A 20,999-nucleotide genomic window follows, 5' to 3' on the forward strand; every position below is an offset into this window, starting at 1 on the left:
AGAATATGGCAATGGATAAAATTGTAATAAAGGGTGCCAGAGCCAATAATTTAAAAAATATTGATGTGACGATTCCAAGAGATCAACTAGTGGTTATTACAGGATTATCAGGGTCTGGTAAGTCGTCCTTAGCTTTTGATACGATTTATGCAGAAGGACAAAGACGTTATGTAGAGTCTCTTTCCGCTTATGCACGCCAGTTTTTAGGGCAAATGGATAAGCCGGATGTCGATTCAATCGAAGGATTATCACCGGCTATTTCCATTGATCAAAAAACCACTAGTCGAAATCCACGCTCAACAGTCGGAACAGTAACAGAAATCTACGACTATTTACGACTGTTGTTTGCTAGAGTAGGGCGTCCTACTTGTCCGACTCATCACATTGAAATTAGTTCACAAACAATTGAACAAATGGTTGATCGGATTTTAGAATATCCGGAGCGGACAAAGCTTCAAGTGTTAGCGCCCATCGTTTCTGGACGAAAAGGGATGCACACGAAGCTATTAGAGGATATAAAAAAACAAGGCTATGTTCGCGTGCGAATTGATGGAGACATGTATGATTTAAGTGAGGACATTAGTCTTGAAAAAAATAAAAAGCATTCCATTGAAGTGATTGTTGACCGAATTGTCATTAAAGAGGACATTGCGTCGCGTTTAGCCGATTCGCTTGAAAGTGCGCTTAAATTAGGTGAAGGAAAAGTCATCATTGATGTGATTGGAGAGGAAGAATTACTGTTTAGTGAGCATCATGCTTGTCCACATTGTGGTTTTTCGATTGAAGAGCTGGAACCGCGTATGTTTTCATTTAACAGTCCATTTGGGGCCTGTCCTGATTGTGATGGCTTAGGAGCTACATTAGAAGTGGACCGTGAATTAGTCATTCCAAATCCAGACCTAACTCTGCGTCAGCATGCTATTGCGCCTTGGGAGCCAACGAGCTCGCAATATTATCCGCAGCTGCTTGAAGCGGTTGCTAAACATTACAATATCGATTTAGATACTCCGGTAAAAGATATACCAGAAGAACAAATGGAAAAGGTATTAATGGGTTCAGGTTCGGACAAAATCTATTTCCGCTATGAAAATGATTATGGTCGAATGCAAGAAGGATATATTCAGTTCGAAGGTGTATTGAAAAATATTGCCCGTCGTCATAAGGAAACAAACTCTGATTATATTCGTGAGCAAATGGAAAAATACATGTCCACACGTGCTTGCTCAAGCTGTAAAGGAAATCGATTGAAGAAAGAAAGCTTGGCCGTTCTTATTCAAGGAAAACATATTAGTGATACAACTTCATTATCTATTGAAGAGTCACTTGAGTTTTTTGAGCAATTACAACTTACGGAAAAAGAAGCGGCAATTGCAAAATTAATTTTACGTGAAATTCAAGAACGACTCACTTTCTTAGCAAATGTTGGATTAGATTACTTAACGTTAAGTCGAGCAGCTGGTACATTATCCGGCGGAGAAGCACAGCGAATTCGTTTAGCGACACAAATTGGTTCGCGTCTAACAGGTGTGCTGTATATTTTGGATGAACCGTCGATCGGTTTACATCAACGGGATAATGATCGGTTGATTGCAACGCTAAGAAATATGAAGGAAATTGGAAATACATTGATTGTTGTTGAGCATGATGAAGATACGATGCTTGCTGCTGATTATTTAATTGATGTCGGTCCTGGGGCAGGTACTCATGGCGGGCAAATTGTTTCAGCTGGTAAACCAGAAGAAATTATGAAAGACGAAAATTCCTTAACCGGTCAATATTTATCAGGGAAGAAATTTATTCCGCTTCCTTTAGAACGTCGTAAAAGTGATGGACGTTTTATTGAGGTAAAAGGTGCGAAGGAAAATAATTTAAAAAACGTCAATGTAAAGATTCCACTTGGGATGTTTGTAGCGGTAACAGGCGTATCTGGATCCGGAAAAAGTACGTTAGTAAATGAAATTATTCATAAAGAATTAGCGCAAAAATTAAATCGCTCCAAAGTGAAGCCTGGTGCATTCCGAGAATTAAAGGGAATCGAACATTTGGATAAAGTCATCGATATTGATCAATCACCAATCGGTCGAACGCCAAGATCGAATCCAGCCACTTATACAGGCGTATTTGATGATATTCGTGATGTGTTTGCGGCAACGAACGAAGCAAAAATTCGAGGGTATAAAAAAGGGCGCTTTAGTTTTAATGTAAAAGGCGGTCGCTGTGAAGCGTGTCGCGGCGATGGAATTATTAAAATTGAAATGCACTTTTTACCGGATGTGTATGTACCTTGTGAAGTGTGTCATGGGAAACGGTATAATCGTGAAACACTTGAAGTACGTTATAAGGGAAAAAATATTTCTGATATTTTAAATATGACAGTAGAAGATGCACTTGTCTTTTTTGAAAATATCCCGAAAATTAAACGAAAAATACAAACGCTTTACGATGTAGGGTTAGGTTATCTCAAGCTTGGTCAGCCAGCGACTACTTTATCTGGCGGGGAAGCACAGCGAGTGAAATTAGCGTCGGAACTTCACCGTCGTTCAACAGGACGCTCTTTCTATATATTAGATGAGCCAACGACAGGTCTTCATGTAGATGATATTGCTCGTCTTCTTATTGTGCTGCAACGCTTAGTGGAAAATGGTGATACCGTTTTAGTCATCGAGCATAATTTAGATATTATTAAAGCGGCTGATTATTTAATTGATTTAGGTCCTGAAGGCGGCGATAAAGGCGGAACGATTGTCGGCTATGGGACGCCGGAAGAAATTTGCCAAATTCCTGAATCGTATACGGGGAAATATTTGCAGCCTATACTTACAAGAGATCGAAGTCGAATGGAAAAGAGAATTGAGGAAAGAGAGCAATTCGTGTAAAAAGGCAGGCCGTTTTGGCTTGCCTTTTTTGTGGGAATTTTATTTAATATCGATTATTTCCGAGGAAATCGTCGAATGGAAGAAACATGAAACCTTTCAACTATCTAGGCGTATGTATAGAGTATAAAGCAGAAAGTGGGGAGTCGCGATGCAGGAAGAAAAGAAAAGAATTCTTCAACTCGTTCAAGATGGTAAAATCACCGCGGAAGAAGCGTTAACTATTTTAGAGGCATTAGACAAAGCTGGGAAAGAAAGCGAACAGAAAGAGCAAGTGTTGAAAAATGAGTTGTCAACAGAAGTAATTGAAGCGAAGAAGCAACATCATGATGACGCTCATGATACATTTAAGAAAAATATTCAATCATCGAAAGAGAAAATTTTTGAATTTGTTGAAAGTGCTTTTCAAAAAATTAGAGATACAGATTTAGATTTTAATTTTGGGAAGTCATTTACTGTTTCCCATATCTTTCAGCATGATGAAAAGGTCATTCAAGACTTAGATGTGGATATCGCAAATGGAAAAATAAAAATGATTGCCTGGGATCACCATGATGTGCGTGTAGAGTGTGAAGCAAAGGTGTACCGCGTGGATAACCAGGATCAAGCGCGGGAAGCCTTTTTAAACGAAGTGATATTTGCCATTGAAGATGGAACGTTGAAATTTTACTTACAAGAAAAGGGCATTAAAGCCGATGTACTGATTTATGTCCCGCAAAAGGAGTATAAGAAGCTTCAAATTAGGATGTTTAATGGAGGAGTAGCCGCAGAATCTTTAGCCGCAGAGGAAGTAAAAGTCAAATCAGCGAATGGGCCGATTTCAATGGATAGCGTCAGAGGAGAGAGCTGTGAATTAGAAACAGGGAATGGTACGATTACGATTCAAGCGTCTCGCTTTGATAAGGTTGAAGCTGAAACGTTGAATGGAGCGATTGAAGCGGGAGGACACTTTAAAAAGGTAGATGTACAGACCTTTAACGGGCAAATTATTTGTCGGAATGACAATGAAGAAAGTGATTCTTTATACGCTAGGTCGATTACAGGGAAGATTCAGCTATCTGTAGCGTCTGGAGCGGCTGTATCAGGGGAATTAAAATCGAATTTAGGTGGTTTTAATGTCAATCTAGACGGAATTAAAATCGTAGAAGAAAAAAGCGATGTAATTCAAAAAGTGTTAAAGTTTCAGACCGTGTATGACCAAACGCCGGTTTTGCATATTTTTGCAGATACGAAGACCGGTGCAATCTCAGTTTCATAACATTGAAGGGGGGCTTGTTTCAATTCGACAGGCCTCTTTTTATTTGTTGGTTTATAGTTTATAGATAAAAACATACCGGTCAGTAAATAGATATTTTCTAGAGAAGTATTGCTCATAAAAACGCATTGTTTGGATATTACGGGAAAAATGCTAAAATGGAATGAGCATTGAGTCAAAAAAATTTACTCCAAAAAGGAGGGCAGCCTAGATGGCTAAAGTTCGTATAAAAGATGTAATCGATATGTTTAACCTTGAGCTTGTTAGTGGTGAAGAAGGAATCAACCGACCAATTTTAACAAGCGACTTATCTCGTCCAGGACTTGAGATTGCGGGTTTTTTTGATTATTATCCAGCTGAGCGTCTCCAGTTATTAGGGCGGACAGAAGTGTCGTTTTTTACACGACTTAATGAAGCGGAGCGCAAACATCGTATGGAAGAGCTTTGTCGTGATTCGACACCAGGGATTATTATTACGCGTGGTCAGAATGTGCCGGAGGAATTAATCGAGGCTTCTGAACGAGAATCGGTTCCGGTTATGCTGTCAAATATGAAAACAACACGATTGTACAGTCGCTTAACAAACTTTTTGGAAAGTCGCTTAGCCCCAACAACAGCTGTACATGGTGTGTTAGTAGACATTTATGGTGTAGGTGTTCTTATTACGGGGAAAAGTGGTGTTGGGAAAAGTGAGACAGCGCTTGAATTAGTGAAGAGGGGACATCGCCTGGTAGCGGATGACTGTGTGGAGATTCGGCAAGAAGATCAAGATACGCTTGTTGGAAATGCTCCGGAACTCATTGAGCATTTGCTTGAAATTCGCGGATTAGGCATTATTAATGTGATGACACTGTTTGGAGCAGGAGCTGTTCGCAGTAATAAAAAAATCTCGATTGTTATTCACCTGGAGCTTTGGGAGAAAAATAAGCAATATGATCGAGTCGGGTTAGATGAAGAAACGATGAAAATTATTGATACAGAAATTACAAAATTAACAGTACCTGTCCGACCTGGGCGAAATTTATCGGTCATTATTGAAGTAGCAGCGATGAATTACCGCTTAAAACGAATGGGAGTAAATGCTGCTGAGCAGTTTTCTGATCGTTTAAATCATGCGATTGCAGGAGCAGATCATGATGATTTTTAAGTAGAAAAGAGGGACATAAATGGAACAAAATATTCAACCGATTAACCGTGTGGCGCTTGATTTAGGTGTGCTCCAAATTAATTGGTACGGCCTTATCATCGGAATTGGTGTGTTACTCGGCCTTGTGCTTGCTATTCGAGAAGCAGAGCGTAGAGGATTACATAAAGAGTTATTTGTTGATTTAATTTTATTTGCGGTGCCCATTTCCATCATTTGTGCACGCACTTACTATGTCATTTTCCAATGGGATTACTATTCGCAGTATCCAGGTGAGATTATTAAAATATGGAATGGTGGTATTGCCATTCATGGTGCGTTAATTGGTGCGGTGTTAACAGCGGTTGTTTTTGCGAAGGTTAAAAAAGTTTCTTTTTGGAAGATTGCTGATATTGCAGCACCAAGTTTATTACTTGGTCAGGCAATTGGTCGATGGGGAAATTTCATTAACCAAGAAGCACATGGCGGAGAGGTTACAAGAGCTTTTTTAGAAAATCTGCATTTGCCACAATTTATTATTAATCAAATGTATATTAATGGTGTTTATTATCATCCAACCTTCTTATACGAGTCATTATGGAATTTACTTGGTGTAGTGGTTCTTTTATCACTAAGAAAAGTAAATTTACGCCGCGGTGAAATTTTCTTAGCTTATTTATTCTGGTACTCAATCGGTCGTTTCTTTATTGAAGGATTGCGTACGGATAGTTTAATGTTAACAGAATCGCTTCGAATGGCACAGGTTCTTTCATTATCTCTCATTGTTGTAGCGATTGCTTTATTCGTCTATCGTCGATTTAGCGGAATGGCGAAGCAGCGATATTTAGATGCTTAGGATGAAAGAAAAGGAGAGAGGGTTATGTACGGGGAGTCAGTGAAGAAGGGATTCATAGTTGGATTAAAGACAACATGGACGTTAGGAAAAGTTATTTTTCCAGTTACGTTGATTGTAACCATTCTTCAATATACTCCGATTTTGCCATGGGTGATTGATTTAATTAGTCCATTCATGGCGCTGCTCGGTTTATCTGGAGATGCAGCTATTCCGCTCGTTCTTGGAAATTTTCTTAATTTATATGCCGGAATTGCGGGAATCTTGACGCTCGATTTAACGGTAAAAGAAGTATTTATTATTGCCGTTATGCTTTCTTTTTCGCATAACTTGCTGATTGAGACGGGTGTTGCGATGAAGGTAGGTGTGAAGCTGTGGGTGATTTTGACGGTGCGGCTTGGATTAGCTCTGCTAGCTGCGGTGATGATTAACCTCTTATGGGATGGGGGATCAGAAATGGCACAGTATGGGTTTGTTAGTCAACAAACTGCTGAAATGACAGGTGTGTGGGCCATTGTCTCTCATGGTATCGTGAAGGCGCTGCTAGGGATTGTCCAACTTGCGCTCATTGTCATCCCATTGATGATTATTATTCAAATTATGAAAGATAAAAAATGGCTGGAAGCTTTTTCACGAATGCTTGGGCCGGTTATGAAGGTATTAGGCATGAAGGAGAATGCAGCGCTGCCATTTGCAACCGGTTTAACAATTGGGCTTGCTTACGGGGCAGGGGTCATGATTCAAGCTGCTAAAGAAGAAGGTGTGTCGAAAAAAGATATGACATTAGCTTTTATCTTTTTAGTAGCATGCCATGCCGTAGTAGAAGACACGTTGATCTTTATTCCATTAGGGATTCCTGTTCTGCCTCTATTAATCATTCGGTTAGTGACGGCAATTGTCTTGACAATCGCCGTAGGATATATATGGAATCGCTATGAAAGTGTGCAAAGAAAGGGAGCTGTGTATGAGCAGTAATATTTCTACTTTATTATTCGATTTAGATGGAACTTTAATTAATACAAATGAATTAATTATTGCTTCTTTTACGGAAACACTCAATCATTACTATCCAGGACAGTATAAACGGGAAGATATTCTCCCATTTATTGGTCCGTCCTTAATAGAGACTTTTTCATCCATTAACCCGGAGCTTGCGGAGGAAATGATAGCTTTTTACCGCAAGCATAATTGGGAGCATCATGACTTGCTTGTGACTCAGTTTGATGGTGTATACGAGACGATAGAAAGCTTGTTTCAAAGCAAGTATAAGCTGGCCATTGTTACGACAAAAAAACGAGATATCGTTGAAAGAGGACTCAAGTTAAGCAGATTAGATCAGTTCTTCGATGTAGTCGTGACGATGGATGATATCGAAAAGCCTAAACCGGATCCGGAGCCGCTTTTAAAGGCGTTGAATGCTCTTGGTTCAGATCCAGCTGAGGCGATGATGATTGGAGATAATTATCACGATATTCTCGGTGGAAAAAATGCAGGGACGAAGACGGCTGGTGTAGCGTGGTCGTTGAAAGGAACGGAGTTTTTACAAACGTATCATCCAGATTATATGCTAAATCATATGTCAGATTTAATTGATATTTTACAAGGGAAGACGGTATGAGAAGAACGGTCCGCTATCCAGTCGAGGGATCCAATTCGCTTTGGCAAGTGTATAAGACCGTGTCCTTTTGGAAAGTTGTTAAGTGCTTTATCATCATTCAAATTGCTCGTATTACACCCTTTATGTTTGTGAAGAATTGGATGTATCGAACATTCCTGCATATGAAAATCGGCAAGCAAACGTCCTTTGCACTAATGGTCATGCCTGATACGATGTTTCCTGAAAAAATCTCGGTTGGGAATAATTCCATTATTGGGTATAATACGACTATTCTTGCCCATGAGTATTTAATTCACGAATATCGTTTAGGGGATGTTGTTATCGGTGATGAGGTGATGATTGGAGCAAACTCCACGATTCTTCCAGGTGTCATCATTGGGAATGGTGCGATTGTTTCTGCAGGGTCGCTTGTTCATAAAGATGTGCCAGCAGGTGCTTTAGTCGGTGGAAATCCAATGCGTGTCATCTATACGAAGGAAGAAATGGAAGAGAGAACGCGAAACTAAATGATTGTAATAGAACTTATTCTCCATTAGGAGGGTAAGTTCTTTTTAGTATAGTTTTTTAAAGATATCAGATAGGCCGCTTTTAATTTGGGCTAATATCTTTTCAATAGAAACATCTTCATCTGCTGTTGCAGATTCATAGGTTTGTCTTAATAGACGAAAGAAATGTTCTTGCTGTTGTTTATCCATGATTGAGCCCCCTGAATCTTAGGTTTTGAACGTTACCTTACAGTTTGGTCCCCTTTATATTGTGAAAATAGGCTGTGATTTCTCACAGCCCATTTCTCTATTTCGATACTTCAGTTTCTATTAAATCTGCAATTAACACGTATCGTTCAGGCGCATTACCAATATATGAAAAAGGATAGCAGGTGGTGACGGTTAAGGTTGCCTTCGGTTTAGGAACAATGACCGTACGATCATCCGCATCCACAATTCGTACTTTTCGTACTTTGAATGTGAAGGTACCTGCTTCTGTGTTCGTAATAAGTAAATCGCCTTTCCCTACTTCGCCCAGCTTTCGAAATACAGTATCGCGGTGTCCTGATAGTACGGAATTGTCTGCTTCACCAGGAAGCACCGAACCTGCATAATGCCCAACACCTTTCTCCAATTCATCTTCATCCGTTCCATGATAAATGGGCAAAGTGCTGTCTAATTTAGGGATGTAAAGATCTCCTATCATATCTCCTTTTTCAGGCCGAGTAGGATATAGTTTTTTTTGTTCTGTTACTTCGCTCTTTTCTTGAGCAGCCGTAACAGAAGTTTCTTTTTTATCCCCTTTATCATAACTTTTTAACAGGGGATAAGCATTCGTCGCTGTGAAATATACGCCTATAAATAACAGACAGATTGCTAAGAATAGGCTGATTCTTTTCTTTCGTTTGGAACGCCTATTGTTTTTCATAGATTAGTTCATTCTCGCTTTTCTGAATAAAACAAATGCTAAGCCAACCAGTAAAAGTCCTAGAATTGCGTTCATGGCATAATTGCCTGCCGTGTTAGGTAGTAGGCCGCCCTTAACAGTTTTTGGGACAGTTTTGTTAGTTTTAGCTTTTGACTTTATTTCTTTAATGACCTCAGGCGTCTCTTTCAAGCTTTGAGCTGTCTCCTTAATCAAATCACTGCCAAACATCTCACTAGTTACAATCAAATCCAGCAGCAAGTTTCCGTTTAAATCATGGATGGAAATTCGTAAACTAGCATCTTGTAATTCTTCCATGCTATATAGTTCCTGAATGGAAATTGGGGTTGTTACACCGTCTTTGATTAAATCAAATTTGAATTCAACTTGAAGTAAGTCTTGTACATCATTATAGATAGAGAATAACTCCGCTATCTGTTCAACCGTCAGGTCATCTAATGTTTCAAATTCTTCAAACTGTAACATACGGTCAACTAAAGCCATTAATTGATCTTCAAATCCAGGTTGTTCAAAAATCGGTTCTAGATATGTGAATAAGCGTTCTAGCTCTTCCTCATGTATATCAAATTCAGCAAGGCCGTCTAACAACTCAGCCGAGTCTATATCGCCCATGTCTTGATCGAAAAGAATGAGCAGTTCGATATCAGAGACAAAGTAAAAGGAATCAAGAATTGTTTCTCCTTCCTCCATTTCTCCGTATTCAATGAGTAAAGCCGTTAACTCTTCTTCTGTCATGTCATATTCATTTAGTAAATCTTCTAGGTTAGCTTGAGTTAAAGCAGGCCCTAACATATCACGAAGTTCATCAATAGAAGAAAATTCTTCTAATTCGACACCGTAGTAGTCTAAGTACTCTTCCAATTCTGTTTGTGTCATATCTACTTCAGTTAAATAGTCCTCTAAGTCTTGTTGACTAAGAGAGGCAGCAGCGTATCCAGGACTGCTTGTTAGTGTAAAAAACAGTACTGTTGCTAGAATAATGGATAAAAATTTCTGCATGTTCTTCCTCCTAAGTTATAGTACCTAATTAGCTATCAAACTAAAATTATAGTTGTTAACAGTTTTAGTTGTAAGCGGTAAATGTTTCAAATATGAAATGGGCGAATAGTCCTGACAAGGGTGAGCTTGTTAGTTCAGATATAAAAAGCCCTTAATTTAAGAGAAGGAAAAGGGAGTTTGTACTTGACTGTTCACAGGGGCAGGAGTACACTACATATAACTTCACTTTGTTACCATATTAGCGAACTAAAGGATTTTTACTTTTTTATTATAATAATTGCGATAATTTATAGGATTCTGTCCATTTTTTTGATACTATTTATAAATTAAAGAAAGATATGGTAAGAAAATATTCATTATATTAAAAGGATGTGCAGTCGTGACAAAGCCATTTATGTTTGAAAAACCGTTAGGCATGAGAGATACGCTGCCGGAGCTTTATGAAACAAAAGCAGCGGTCCGAAATAAAATGAGTGATGAAATTAAGAAATGGGGCTATCAATTTATTGAAACTCCAGCGTTAGAATATTATGAAACGATTGGTGAGGCATCAGCGATTTTAGATCAACAATTGTTTAAGTTACTGGATCAGCAAGGGCATACCCTTGTTCTTCGTCCAGATATGACGACACCGATTGCGCGTGTTGCAGCATCTAAGTTATTAAATCAAAGAATTCCATTACGCTTAGCGTATTCTGCAAATGTGTATCGAGCACAGCAGCGCGAAGGTGGACGTCCCGCTGAGTTTGAGCAAATGGGCATTGAATGCATTGGCAACAAGTCGACTAGTGCCGATGCAGAAATGATTGCTTTAATGGCTGATGTGTTAAAAGCGGCAGGATTAGAGAAATTTAAGATTACGATTGGGCATATCGGATTCGTTCAAGAATTGTTCCTAAGTATTTTAGGAAATGAAGAAAGAGCGGCCGTACTACGTAAATTTTTATATGAAAAAAATTATGTAGGCTATCGTGAGCATGTGAAATCTTTAACGCTTTCTTCTATTGATAAGCAACGATTAATTGAATTTATTTCTCTTCAAGGCGGGGAAAACACGTTAACAAAAGCCCTTGGCCTATTAGAAGGAGAGCATGGTCGCGAACAGCTTTCTGAGCTGCAAGAATTGGCGGTTCAATTAAAAGAATTTGGTGTTGATCAATATGTAAGCCTGGATTTAACACTTGTTAGTCATATGAGCTACTATACAGGAACGTTATTTGAAGTATATGCGGGCGGGGTTGGTTCACCAATCGGAAACGGAGGCCGCTACGATAACCTTCTTGATAAATTCGGGTGGGATGCATCGGCAACAGGATTCGGTATTCGCATGGATCGTTTGGTGGAAGCGATTGGTGAAATACAGGAAGCAGACGTACCGGAATGTATTTTATTTAGCCCAGAGCGTCGTAAAGAAGCGCTAGACTTTGCTAAGCAGAAGCGTGCAGAAGGCATTATGGTAACGATTCAAGATATTAATGCAGTAGAAAATGTAGATGCTTATACAAGAACGTTTTCAGATGTACATTTATTTGTAGGGAATGGAGGGAGAGTAAGCAATGAGTAGCTTTTTAACGATTGCGATGCCAAAAGGAAGAATTTTTGAAGAGGCTGCAGAGATGTTGCGTAAAGCAGGCTTTCGTCTTCCTCCTGAATTCGATGATTCACGTAAATTAATTATTGAAGTTGAAGAGGAAAATTTACGTTTTATATTAGCGAAGCCAATGGATGTTGTGACGTATGTTGAGCATGGGGTAGCAGACCTTGGGATTGCAGGGAAAGATGTAATGCTTGAAGAAGAACGCGATGTGTATGAGCTTCTAGATTTAAAAATTAGTGCTTGTTATTTAGCGGTGGCAGGACTTCCAAATACAAAAATTAGTGATATTGCGCCAAAGATTGCGAGTAAATATCCGAATGTTGCTTCAAGCTATTTCCGTGAACAAGGTGAGCAAGTCGAAATTATTAAGTTGAATGGTTCTATTGAATTGGCGCCATTAATCGGCTTGGCAGAGCGAATTGTTGATATTGTGTCAACAGGACAAACTTTAAAGGAAAATGGGCTTGTTGAATACGCACGAATTGCGGATGTTACATCACGCTTAGTAGCGAACCCTGTAAGCTATCGAATTAAAGAAGAGCGGATTACGGAAATTGTCGACCGGTTAGCAGAAATTATCGAATAAGTGATCGGATTTTTTAAATGAGGTGAGCGTATGAAAATTGAACGATTAACAAAAGACCTTTCTTTGAAGCGCTCGGTTGACTCGGGGACCGAGGATCAAAGAAAAGCCGTTCAAGATATTATTAATGATGTGAGAAAAAACGGAGATGCCGCTGTATCTCAATACACAGAAAAATTTGACGGTGTACAAGTTAAAGAATTACTTGTTTCCGAAGCGGAACTAGAGGCCGCTGTCGCAACTCTACCAGATCAACAGCTGGCGATTATACAAGAAGCGGCCGACAATATTCGAATGTTCCACGAGAAACAAACGCGTAATTCGTGGATGACGACAGATGAAACAGGAACGATGCTTGGACAAAAAATAACGCCTCTTGATGCAGTTGGTGTCTACGTTCCTGGTGGTACAGCTGCTTATCCATCTTCTGTATTGATGAACATTATGCCGGCTAAAGTAGCGGGTGTAAAACGAATTGTGATGGTTTCTCCTCCAGGGAAAGATGGTTCGTTATCTGCGCCTGTATTAGCGGCAGCTAAAATTGCTGGTGTAACAGAAATTTATAAAGTTGGTGGCGCTCAAGCGATTGCGGCACTTGCTTATGGAACCGAAACGATTGCTAAAGTCGATAAAATTGTCGGACCAGGGAATATTTATGTGGCGCTTGCTAAACGAGAAGTGTTTGGTGATGTAGCAATTGATATGATTGCAGGACCTAGTGAAATTGCAGTTTTAGCAGATGAAACAGCGATTGCTGCGGAGGTTGCAGCTGACCTTTTATCACAAGCAGAGCATGATGCTCGTGCGTGCAGTGTACTCATTACGACTTCGCCTGAATTAGCCGAAGAAGTGGCAAGTGAAGTGGAAAAGCAGCTTGCTTTGCTGCCTCGCCGTGATATTGCCGCAGCTTCTATTGCTGATTACGGTCGAATTGTTGTATGTGACAGCTTAGCTGAAGCCATTGATGCTGTAAATGAATTAGCGCCGGAACATTTAGAAATTATCACGCGTGATGCGATGGAAGTTATGGCACAAATTCGACATGCTGGAGCGATTTTTATCGGTCGTTTTAGCTCGGAACCTGTCGGAGATTATTTTGCTGGTCCGAACCACGTATTACCGACAAACGGAACAGCTCGTTTTTCTAGTCCACTGAATGTTGATGATTTTCAAAAAAAATCAAGCATCATTATGTACAGTGAAACAGCTTTTCGACAAAATGCTGAAAAAATTGCTGCTTTTGCACGAATGGAAGGTCTTGAAGCACACGCTCGTGCCATTGAAGCTCGTAAAAAATAAGAGAAGTGCAAAGGCTGCGTTGGCCTTGCACTAGATACTAAATATCAAAAATGTACTTTTATAGATACGATTGGACAGAAGGAGGGTTTATAATGGAGCGTTCTGCAAGTATTGAACGAAAAACGAATGAGACGAATATTAAGTTGGACTTTTCAGTTGATGGAGAAGGAAAAGCTTCGATTGAAACAGCGGTTCCATTTATGACACATATGTTGGATCTGTTTACGAAACACGGAAAATTTGATATGACGATCGATGCAAAAGGGGATACAGAAATCGATGATCATCACACAACGGAAGATATTGGGATTTGTCTAGGGCAAGCTCTTTCACAAGCTCTTGGTGATAAACGCGGGATTAAGCGTTATGGAAATGCGTTTGTTCCAATGGATGAGGCTCTTGCACAAGTTGTCATTGATTTAAGCAACCGTCCTGCTTTTGAAATTCGCGCAGATTTTCCTTCACAAAAAGTAGGTACATTTGATACGGAATTAATTCACGAATTTTTATGGAAGTTCGCCCTTGAAGCAAGAATGAATTTACATGTCATCGTGCACTATGGCCACAATACACACCACATTATTGAGGCGATTTTTAAAGCGTTAGGAAGAGCTTTAGATGAAGCAACGATGATTGATCCGCGCGTCAAAGGAATTCCTTCAACGAAAGGAATGTTATAAATGATTGGTATTATTGATTATGGGATGGGAAATTTATTTTCCGTTACAAAAGGATTGGAACGTCTTGAAGCACAGTCCTTTATTTCAAATAATCCTGAAAAGCTAGCTAAAGCAAGCGGACTAATTCTGCCAGGTGTAGGTTCATTTCGTGACGCAATGAACTTGTTAAAAGAAACAGGGCTAGACACGTTTGTTAAACAATATGTGGCGAATGGCGGTTATTTATTAGGGATTTGTCTTGGTATGCAGCTATTGTTTGATGAGAGCGAAGAAAATGGTCCGGCAGAAGGCCTATCGTTGATTCCTGGGAAAGTTGTTCGGTTTACTGGGGAGGACAATGGTGAGAAGTATAAAGTACCGCACATGGGTTGGAACCGCCTTTCTTTTAATCAATCTTCACCATTATTAAAAGGATTAGAAGAAGATTATGTGTACTTTGTTCATTCCTATTATGCGCAGACGGATGCAAGCTTCGTAACAGCTTCGGCTGATTATCATGTTGCAGTTCCTGCGATTGTGGGCACCGGCAATGTGTTCGGGATGCAGTTTCACCCAGAAAAGAGTGGACAAATGGGGATGTCGTTATTAAGAAATTACTTGGCGTTAGTGGAAGGGAAGGATCAGGCATGAGCGAGTTCAAGATTTATCCAGCCATTGATATGCGCGGTGGCAAATGTGTACGTTTAATTCAAGGAGATTATAATCAAGAAACGGTTTATGGCGATTCTCCTTTTGATATGGCGAAGAATTTTGCAGACCAAGGAGCAGAATGGATACATATGGTGGACCTTGACGGGGCCAAAGAAGGCAGTCGTATTAATGATGCGTATGTGATTCAAGCCGCGAAAGAATTAGGGGCAAAAATCCAAATTGGCGGTGGTATTCGTACAGAAGCTGATATTGCAACGTATCTTGATAACGGAGTCGAGCGTGTTATTTTAGGAAGTACAGCGGTTTCGGACCCTGCTTTTACAAAAGACATGATTCGTAAGTACGGTAAGCATATTGCAATCGGAATTGATGCAAAAGATGGCCGTGTGGCAACTCACGGCTGGCTTCAAACATCTGAAACATTAGCGATTGAACTTGGAAAAGCCTTAGCGGATGCTGGTGCGGAAACATTTATCGTAACGGATATTGCAACAGACGGCATGTTGTCTGGTCCGAATGTCCAAGGTGTTGTAGCGATGGCAGAGGCGACAGGAAAAGGGGTTATTGCTTCTGGCGGGATTAGTTCATTGGATGACTTGGCGGCTCTTCAAAACTACGAAAAGAGCGGTATTATCGGTGCCATTATCGGAAAAGCAATTTATACGAATCGCTTTACAGTAAAAGAAGCACTAGAAAAGGTGCGTGGTTAACATGCTCACAAAACGTATTATTCCATGCTTGGATGTGAAAGATGGACGCGTTGTAAAAGGAGTTCAATTCGTGTCGTTACGTGATGCTGGAGACCCGGTTGAATTGGCTGCTTTTTATGATCAAGAAGGAGCCGATGAGCTTGTTTTCCTTGATATTTCTGCTTCACATGAAGGGCGTGAAACGATGGTCGATGTCGTTCGTTCAGTAGCAGGAAGCTTAGCTATTCCGTTTACCGTTGGCGGCGGGATTAACTCGCTGGCTGATATGAAGAAAATTTTACGTGCAGGTGCGGATAAAGTATCGCTGAATACAGCGGCTGTTGTTCGTCCGGACTTAATTAATGAAGGCTCCGATTATTTTGGGGCGCAATGTATCGTTGTGGCGATTGATGCTCGCTATGATGAAGAGCTTGGTTCATGGCGCGTCTATACCCATGGCGGTCGAACGGCGACCGAGTGGGAAGTTGTTGCTTGGGCGAAGGAAGCGGTAAGCCGCGGGGCTGGCGAAATTTTATTAACGAGCATGGATTGTGACGGTGAGAAGCAAGGCTTTAATATCGCGTTAACAAAAGCGGTAAGCGAGGCGGTTTCTGTTCCTGTTATTGCTTCGGGCGGAGCAGGGAATGCAGAGCATTTCCAAGAAGCGTTTGAAGAAGGAAAAGCTGATGCTGCATTAGCCGCTTCTATTTTCCATTATAAAGAAACATCCGTTAAAGAAGTGAAGTCGTTTTTGAAAGAACAAGGAGTCGTTGTACGATGAAAATCGAAAGCATTAAATTCGATGAAAAAGGGCTTGTACCAGCCATTGTTCAAGATGCCAATACAAAAGAAGTGTTGACACTTGCTTATATGAACAAAGATTCTTTACAATTATCAATGGAGAAAGGCGAAACGGTGTTCTTTAGCCGTTCTCGCCAAGAGCTTTGGCATAAAGGGGCTACAAGTGGCAATACACAAAAGATTGTGGATATAACATTTGATTGTGATCAAGATGCATTAGTTGTACGCGTTATTCCAAATGGCCCGGCGTGTCATACTGGTACAACAAGCTGCTTCACGAAAACAATCTACCAAAACAAAGGGGCGAACAACATGGCTAATCAAGATGCTGCATTTTTATTTGAACTAGAAGAATTAATCGGAAAACGAAAAGAACAAATGCCTGAGGGTTCATACACAACGTATTTATTTACAGAAGGCGTAGATAAAATTTTGAAAAAAGTCGGTGAAGAAGCGGCCGAAGTTATTATCGCAGCGAAGAACCGTGATGCAGAAGAATTGAAATGGGAAAGTGCAGATTTACTATATCACTTACTAGTTTTACTTCAAGAACAAGAGCTTCCATTACAAGAAGTGTTAACTGTATTAAAAGAAAGACATGCATCGAAAGAAGAAAAGTAATAGCAGGGGGCTGTCCCAAAAGTCATGAAAATGGCTTTTCGGGCAGCCCTTTCGTATATTTAAATTTAATCAAACGTTTGATTAAATGAAAAAGATCAATAAACACAAGGGTTTAACTATCTTACACTCTATAGAAATTTTATAAAAAAGACACGTGAATACTCATGCAATCATGCACAAACCTGTTACAATAGATATATCTGTGAATTTTCTAGTTCCTGTTATTTATTTACTGGTTCGGCAAATAATCAGCATTATGATATACTACTGTAGTTAACAACTTGTGGATGGAGGATTACATGAGTAAAGACGCTAAACTAGGACAGCCGGCGAAAGTATTGTCCTTTTACCCGACTGGGGAATATTACTTCACCAAGGGATTAAAAGCATATCACAAACGTGAATTATATAAAGCAAAAAAATATTTGGAGCGAGCTCTTGAGCTTGAACCAGGAGAGCCAATGATTGCGTGTCAATTGGCTATTACATGTACGGAAATTGGCGAATACAATTACTCGAATAATCTTCTTGAAAATATTCTAAACGTGCTCGATCCTTATATGACTGAATGTCATTACTTCTTAGCCAATAACTATGCGCATCTGGGGATGTTTGAAGAGGCGTATCGTCATGCTAATGCGTATCTTGATAAAGAAGAACAAGGTGAATTTAGTGAAGAGGCTGAGGATCTTCTTGAACTCATTATGTTCGAAACCGATGAAACGGAAGAAAGCTTATTTAGTCAAGATGGACTCATTATGAAGCAAGAAAAAGCACGTGAATATTTAGAGGCGGGAAATTTTCCAAAAGCGATTGAAGTACTAAAGAACATGATTGAAGAGTATGAAGATTACTGGTCTGCTTATAATAATCTAGCGCTGGCCTATTTTTATTTAGGACAAATCGATGAGGCGTATGCCACTTTAGAGGAAGTGCTAGAAAAGAGTCCAGGAAATTTGCATGCCCTTTGTAATTTGGCTGTGTTCCATCATTACCAGCAGGATGAAGCGAAGCTAGGAGAGTTAGTCAATACATTAGCGAAGGTTCGTCCAATTTTAATCGAGCATCGCTTTAAATTAGGTGCAACTTTTGCGTTAATTGGAAAGTATTCATTAGCGTACAAATGGTTAAAGCAGCTGCAAAAGAAAGGATTTGAAGGCGACGCCTCTTTTTATTTTTGGTTAGCTACGTCTGCATACCATTTAGGGCATGAACAGACTGCTCATAAGGCTTGGAAAAAAGTCGTGGAAATAAATCCTGATAAAGAGGGAATGGAGCCGTGGAGCGAATCCAATGTAGCGATTGCTGGTTTTGAACATCATTTGCCGTCTATTTTACAACGTTTAGAAAGTGAACATATTGAAGAAAGATTGTTTGCGATTTTTCTTGTAAAGCATTCAAAGCATAAACAAAGCTTAGTGAAAAATAAGCTATTTGTGAAAAATACAGCTTTTACACCGTTAGAAAAGAGCTATGCTGATTGTGTAAAGGATGCCAATAAAGAGCGAGAGCTGACAGTTATTGATTTTGCGGATCGAACAGCGGATTTACTGTATCAGCATTTTAAACCGATTAAATTGACTGAAGCGGGAATTTACTTACTATGGTTTTCCGTATTTGTGGAAGCGGTCAAAGTACAGCATAAATTTAATAATCCTGCTGGCTGGGCGGCTGCTCTTGAGTATGTGTGGTATCAGATTCGTGATGAGAAAAAAAGCCAAGCAGCTATTGCTGAGAAGCACTTTATTTCCGTTTCTACCATTTCGAAGTACATTAAGCTTGTTCAATCTTTCTTAAACTGAGCAAATATTTGGACTGATGATTATTTGTTATATAGGATAATAGATAGGAAATACTATCGTTAATTAATTGGTTGGAAAGTCAGAAGGAGTGAACAATGTGACAGAAGAAAAAATTTATGATGTAGTAATTATTGGAGCTGGTCCAGCTGGGATGACCGCTGCTGTTTATACATCTCGTGCGAATCTTTCCACATTAATGCTAGAGCGTGGAATGCCAGGCGGACAAATGGCAAACACAGAGGAAGTTGAAAACTATCCAGGGTTTGAAACAATTCTTGGACCAGAGCTTTCTACCAAAATGTTTGAACATGCTAAGAAGTTTGGTGCTGAATACGCTTATGGTGATGTAAAAGAAATCATCGATGGCGAAGAATATAAAACGATTATTGCTGGTTCAAAAGAATACAAAGCGCGTTCCATCATTATTTCTTCAGGTGCTGAGTACAAAAAAATTGGTGTTCCTGGTGAGAAAGAATTAGGCGGACGAGGCGTATCTTATTGTGCTGTATGTGACGGCGCATTTTTTAAAGGAAAAGAATTATTTGTAATTGGCGGCGGAGATTCAGCTGTTGAAGAAGGTGTGTATTTAACTCGCTTTGCTTCAAAAGTAACGATTGTTCACCGTCGTGATGAGCTTCGTGCCCAAAAAATTCTGCAAGAGCGTGCTTTTGCGAATGAAAAAGTCGATTTCATTTGGAATACAACGTTGAAACAAATTAATGAAAAGGATGGCAAAGTAGGTAGTGTAACACTTGTATCTACTGTTGATGGTACAGAGACAGAGCATCCAGCAGATGGTGTCTTCGTTTACATTGGCATGCTGCCATTAACAAAGCCGTTTGAAAACTTAGGTATTACAAATGAAACAGGTTATATCGAAACGAATGAACGAATGGAGACAAAAGTAGCTGGAATCTTTGCTGCTGGAGATGTTCGTGAAAAAACATTGCGTCAAATCGTAACAGCTACAGGAGACGGAAGTATTGCTGCTCAATCTGTTCAACATTATGTAGAAGAGCTAAAAGAAAAGTTACAAATAAAAGCATAAATGTTTCCATGGAAACATTTAATCATATCGTTATTCTGTTTTAACTAAGCTGTAACACAGCTGAAATAAAGTTTAGGTATAGTAAGGGTAAGTAATTGACCCCCTTTTATAAGTAAACACGTTGTTGCACAGATCATTTTGGTCTGTGTCTTTTTTTGTGTGTAAGAAGAACATGTGGAATTTTTTGATTTCCTTTGAGGCCTCGTCTAGTTCACCACCTCGAAGAATAGGGGGGGTATCTGTCGGTTCTTTATGTTATATGGCTGTCGAGCTTCGCATCTTAAAATGACATGCGTTGTTCATTGAGAGCTTATAGTAAAAAGAGTATAATAAAAAGATATAACATACATGAGTTTTAGCGAAAACAGACTTCTAAGAATCAGAAAGTATAAGATTTTCGAAACGCTTTGTTGTTTAGCTCCATCTTAGAGGCTCCGAGCCCTTTGAGGTACTTCGATTTAGCCGATAGAAAGTAAAAAAGAGTCGCTTCACATTTCGACTCGCAAGCAGCTGTTGGAGCTAATCAAGGCACTTACGCTTTTCTTATTACTATACAAATTCAGCCTGTTTAAGTTAGTAGAGGGCAATCGAGGTGATAAATATGCAACGTGTGACAAATTGTGTATTAATAAAAGATAATCAGATTTTGCTTTTGAAAAAACCTAGACGAGGTTGGTGGGTTGCTCCGGGAGGCAAGATGGAGCCTGGAGAATCTGTTCGAGATGCCTGTATTCGCGAATACCGAGAAGAAACAGGTGTGTATCTGAAAAATCCATCGATTAAAGGCATCTTTACTTTTATTATGAAAGATGGAGACAAAGTTCTGACAGAATGGATGATGTTCACATTCTATGCGACAGAATCGGATGGAATTAATAATGATGTGTGTGAAGAAGGAGAACTTCATTGGCATCCGATAGATGAGACGAAAGAACTCGCAATGGCAGAAGGAGATCATCATATTTTAGAATATATGATTCACGGTAAAGGCATTATTTATGGGACATTTACGTATACACCAGACTTTAAATTGCTTTCTTATCGATTGGATCCAGGTTGAGTATAAAGAATGATTA

The 20,999-nt window shown here is 39.6% G+C and carries 21 protein-coding genes; 18 read left to right on the top strand and 3 right to left on the bottom strand.

Features of this window, described 5'->3' with window-relative positions; all coding sequences use genetic code 11:
• The first annotated feature begins 5 nt into the window (after positions 1 to 5).
• The 7 genes from uvrA (at position 6) to D1953_RS13285 (ending at position 8,228) form a co-directional block, all read left to right on the top strand.
• Positions 6 to 2,876: an excinuclease ABC subunit UvrA gene (gene uvrA / locus D1953_RS13255; RefSeq protein WP_119117669.1), complete on the top strand. Its 2,871-nt coding sequence runs from the start codon at positions 6 to 8 to the stop codon at positions 2,874 to 2,876.
• 148 nt (positions 2,877 to 3,024) lie between these two features.
• Positions 3,025 to 4,131, top strand: coding sequence for a DUF4097 family beta strand repeat-containing protein (locus tag D1953_RS13260; protein ID WP_119117670.1), 1,107 nt, complete (start codon positions 3,025 to 3,027; stop codon positions 4,129 to 4,131).
• Positions 4,132 to 4,339: 208 nt separating this feature from the next.
• Positions 4,340 to 5,275 (top strand): HPr(Ser) kinase/phosphatase, encoded by a 936-nt coding sequence (gene hprK / locus D1953_RS13265; RefSeq protein WP_119117671.1) that lies wholly within the window; start codon positions 4,340 to 4,342, stop codon positions 5,273 to 5,275.
• 19 nt (positions 5,276 to 5,294) lie between these two features.
• Entirely contained in the window at positions 5,295 to 6,107 is an 813-nt protein-coding gene (gene lgt / locus D1953_RS13270; RefSeq protein WP_119117672.1) for a prolipoprotein diacylglyceryl transferase, read from the top strand.
• 24 nt (positions 6,108 to 6,131) lie between these two features.
• Entirely contained in the window at positions 6,132 to 7,079 is a 948-nt protein-coding gene (locus D1953_RS13275) for a nucleoside recognition domain-containing protein (RefSeq protein WP_119117673.1), read from the top strand.
• On the top strand, positions 7,069 to 7,722 hold the full coding sequence (gene ppaX / locus D1953_RS13280) for a pyrophosphatase PpaX (protein ID WP_119117674.1): 654 nt from the start codon (positions 7,069 to 7,071) through the stop codon (positions 7,720 to 7,722). The genes D1953_RS13275 and ppaX overlap by 11 nt, the downstream gene beginning before the upstream one ends.
• The gene (locus D1953_RS13285; RefSeq protein ID WP_119117675.1) at positions 7,719 to 8,228 is read left to right on the top strand and encodes an acyltransferase; all 510 of its coding nucleotides are present in this window, start codon (positions 7,719 to 7,721) and stop codon (positions 8,226 to 8,228) included. Before ppaX ends, D1953_RS13285 begins: the two co-directional genes overlap by 4 nt.
• Positions 8,229 to 8,273: 45 nt before the next feature.
• On the opposite strand, the gene D1953_RS21305 is transcribed toward D1953_RS13285, so the two are convergent.
• From D1953_RS21305 to D1953_RS13295, 3 genes are all read right to left on the bottom strand, one after another.
• Entirely contained in the window at positions 8,274 to 8,417 is a 144-nt protein-coding gene (locus D1953_RS21305) for a hypothetical protein (RefSeq protein ID WP_182480605.1), read from the bottom strand.
• 97 nt (positions 8,418 to 8,514) lie between these two features.
• Entirely contained in the window at positions 8,515 to 9,135 is a 621-nt protein-coding gene (locus tag D1953_RS13290; protein WP_119117676.1) for a class D sortase, read from the bottom strand.
• A 3-nt stretch (positions 9,136 to 9,138) separates the two neighbouring features.
• A complete protein-coding gene (locus D1953_RS13295) occupies positions 9,139 to 10,152 on the bottom strand; it encodes a processed acidic surface protein (protein ID WP_119117677.1) in 1,014 nt (337 codons plus the stop codon).
• Between the two features lie 379 nt (positions 10,153 to 10,531).
• Between D1953_RS13295 and D1953_RS13300 the strand changes: the two genes are divergently transcribed.
• The 11 genes from D1953_RS13300 to D1953_RS13350 all read left to right on the top strand — a co-directional run bounded on the left by D1953_RS13300 (position 10,532) and on the right by D1953_RS13350 (position 20,983).
• Complete coding sequence (locus D1953_RS13300) at positions 10,532 to 11,716, top strand: ATP phosphoribosyltransferase regulatory subunit (RefSeq protein WP_119117678.1); 1,185 nt, start codon at positions 10,532 to 10,534, stop codon at positions 11,714 to 11,716.
• Positions 11,709 to 12,335, top strand: a complete 627-nt coding sequence (gene hisG / locus D1953_RS13305) for an ATP phosphoribosyltransferase (protein WP_119117679.1) — start codon at positions 11,709 to 11,711, stop codon at positions 12,333 to 12,335. Before D1953_RS13300 ends, hisG begins: the two co-directional genes overlap by 8 nt.
• Positions 12,336 to 12,365: 30 nt before the next feature.
• Positions 12,366 to 13,631, top strand: a complete 1,266-nt coding sequence (gene hisD, locus D1953_RS13310) for a histidinol dehydrogenase (RefSeq protein WP_119117680.1) — start codon at positions 12,366 to 12,368, stop codon at positions 13,629 to 13,631.
• A 92-nt stretch (positions 13,632 to 13,723) separates the two neighbouring features.
• Positions 13,724 to 14,311, top strand: coding sequence for an imidazoleglycerol-phosphate dehydratase HisB (gene hisB / locus D1953_RS13315; RefSeq protein ID WP_119117681.1), 588 nt, complete (start codon positions 13,724 to 13,726; stop codon positions 14,309 to 14,311).
• A complete protein-coding gene (hisH, locus tag D1953_RS13320) occupies positions 14,312 to 14,941 on the top strand; it encodes an imidazole glycerol phosphate synthase subunit HisH (RefSeq protein WP_119117682.1) in 630 nt (209 codons plus the stop codon).
• Positions 14,938 to 15,672 (top strand): 1-(5-phosphoribosyl)-5-[(5-phosphoribosylamino)methylideneamino]imidazole-4-carboxamide isomerase, encoded by a 735-nt coding sequence (hisA, locus tag D1953_RS13325; protein ID WP_119117683.1) that lies wholly within the window; start codon positions 14,938 to 14,940, stop codon positions 15,670 to 15,672. Before hisH ends, hisA begins: the two co-directional genes overlap by 4 nt.
• Before the next feature lies 1 nt (position 15,673).
• Entirely contained in the window at positions 15,674 to 16,432 is a 759-nt protein-coding gene (hisF, locus tag D1953_RS13330; protein WP_119117684.1) for an imidazole glycerol phosphate synthase subunit HisF, read from the top strand.
• On the top strand, positions 16,429 to 17,073 hold the full coding sequence (gene hisIE / locus D1953_RS13335) for a bifunctional phosphoribosyl-AMP cyclohydrolase/phosphoribosyl-ATP diphosphatase HisIE (protein WP_119117685.1): 645 nt from the start codon (positions 16,429 to 16,431) through the stop codon (positions 17,071 to 17,073). Before hisF ends, hisIE begins: the two co-directional genes overlap by 4 nt.
• 299 nt (positions 17,074 to 17,372) lie before the next feature.
• Complete coding sequence (locus D1953_RS13340) at positions 17,373 to 18,875, top strand: tetratricopeptide repeat protein (RefSeq protein WP_119117686.1); 1,503 nt, start codon at positions 17,373 to 17,375, stop codon at positions 18,873 to 18,875.
• Positions 18,876 to 18,972: 97 nt separating this feature from the next.
• Positions 18,973 to 19,923: a thioredoxin-disulfide reductase gene (gene trxB, locus D1953_RS13345; RefSeq protein WP_119117687.1), complete on the top strand. Its 951-nt coding sequence runs from the start codon at positions 18,973 to 18,975 to the stop codon at positions 19,921 to 19,923.
• 601 nt (positions 19,924 to 20,524) lie between these two features.
• Positions 20,525 to 20,983 (top strand): NUDIX hydrolase, encoded by a 459-nt coding sequence (locus D1953_RS13350; RefSeq protein ID WP_119117688.1) that lies wholly within the window; start codon positions 20,525 to 20,527, stop codon positions 20,981 to 20,983.
• Positions 20,984 to 20,999: the final 16 nt, after the last annotated feature.

Source organism: Peribacillus asahii, from assembly GCF_003570725.1.
Lineage (GTDB): Bacteria > Bacillota > Bacilli > Bacillales > DSM-1321 > Peribacillus > Peribacillus asahii.

What these genes read in the sequence shown, in the direction of transcription:
- D1953_RS13285 (WP_119117675.1), top strand. Translation starts at nt 7,719, where the DNA reads ATGAGAAGAACGGTCCGCTATCCAGTCGAGGGATCCAATTCGCTTTGG.
- uvrA (WP_119117669.1), top strand. Translation starts at nt 6, where the DNA reads ATGGCAATGGATAAAATTGTAATAAAGGGTGCCAGAGCCAATAATTTA.
- D1953_RS13350 (WP_119117688.1), top strand. Translation starts at nt 20,525, where the DNA reads ATGCAACGTGTGACAAATTGTGTATTAATAAAAGATAATCAGATTTTG.
- hisF (WP_119117684.1), top strand. Translation starts at nt 15,674, where the DNA reads ATGCTCACAAAACGTATTATTCCATGCTTGGATGTGAAAGATGGACGC.
- hisH (WP_119117682.1), top strand. Translation starts at nt 14,312, where the DNA reads ATGATTGGTATTATTGATTATGGGATGGGAAATTTATTTTCCGTTACA.
- D1953_RS13275 (WP_119117673.1), top strand. Translation starts at nt 6,132, where the DNA reads ATGTACGGGGAGTCAGTGAAGAAGGGATTCATAGTTGGATTAAAGACA.
- D1953_RS21305 (WP_182480605.1), bottom strand. Translation starts at nt 8,417, where the DNA reads ATGGATAAACAACAGCAAGAACATTTCTTTCGTCTATTAAGACAAACC.
- hprK (WP_119117671.1), top strand. Translation starts at nt 4,340, where the DNA reads ATGGCTAAAGTTCGTATAAAAGATGTAATCGATATGTTTAACCTTGAG.
- D1953_RS13290 (WP_119117676.1), bottom strand. Translation starts at nt 9,135, where the DNA reads ATGAAAAACAATAGGCGTTCCAAACGAAAGAAAAGAATCAGCCTATTC.
- hisD (WP_119117680.1), top strand. Translation starts at nt 12,366, where the DNA reads ATGAAAATTGAACGATTAACAAAAGACCTTTCTTTGAAGCGCTCGGTT.
- hisB (WP_119117681.1), top strand. Translation starts at nt 13,724, where the DNA reads ATGGAGCGTTCTGCAAGTATTGAACGAAAAACGAATGAGACGAATATT.
- hisIE (WP_119117685.1), top strand. Translation starts at nt 16,429, where the DNA reads ATGAAAATCGAAAGCATTAAATTCGATGAAAAAGGGCTTGTACCAGCC.
- hisA (WP_119117683.1), top strand. Translation starts at nt 14,938, where the DNA reads ATGAGCGAGTTCAAGATTTATCCAGCCATTGATATGCGCGGTGGCAAA.
- ppaX (WP_119117674.1), top strand. Translation starts at nt 7,069, where the DNA reads ATGAGCAGTAATATTTCTACTTTATTATTCGATTTAGATGGAACTTTA.
- D1953_RS13260 (WP_119117670.1), top strand. Translation starts at nt 3,025, where the DNA reads ATGCAGGAAGAAAAGAAAAGAATTCTTCAACTCGTTCAAGATGGTAAA.
- hisG (WP_119117679.1), top strand. Translation starts at nt 11,709, where the DNA reads ATGAGTAGCTTTTTAACGATTGCGATGCCAAAAGGAAGAATTTTTGAA.
- lgt (WP_119117672.1), top strand. Translation starts at nt 5,295, where the DNA reads ATGGAACAAAATATTCAACCGATTAACCGTGTGGCGCTTGATTTAGGT.
- D1953_RS13340 (WP_119117686.1), top strand. Translation starts at nt 17,373, where the DNA reads ATGAGTAAAGACGCTAAACTAGGACAGCCGGCGAAAGTATTGTCCTTT.
- D1953_RS13295 (WP_119117677.1), bottom strand. Translation starts at nt 10,152, where the DNA reads ATGCAGAAATTTTTATCCATTATTCTAGCAACAGTACTGTTTTTTACA.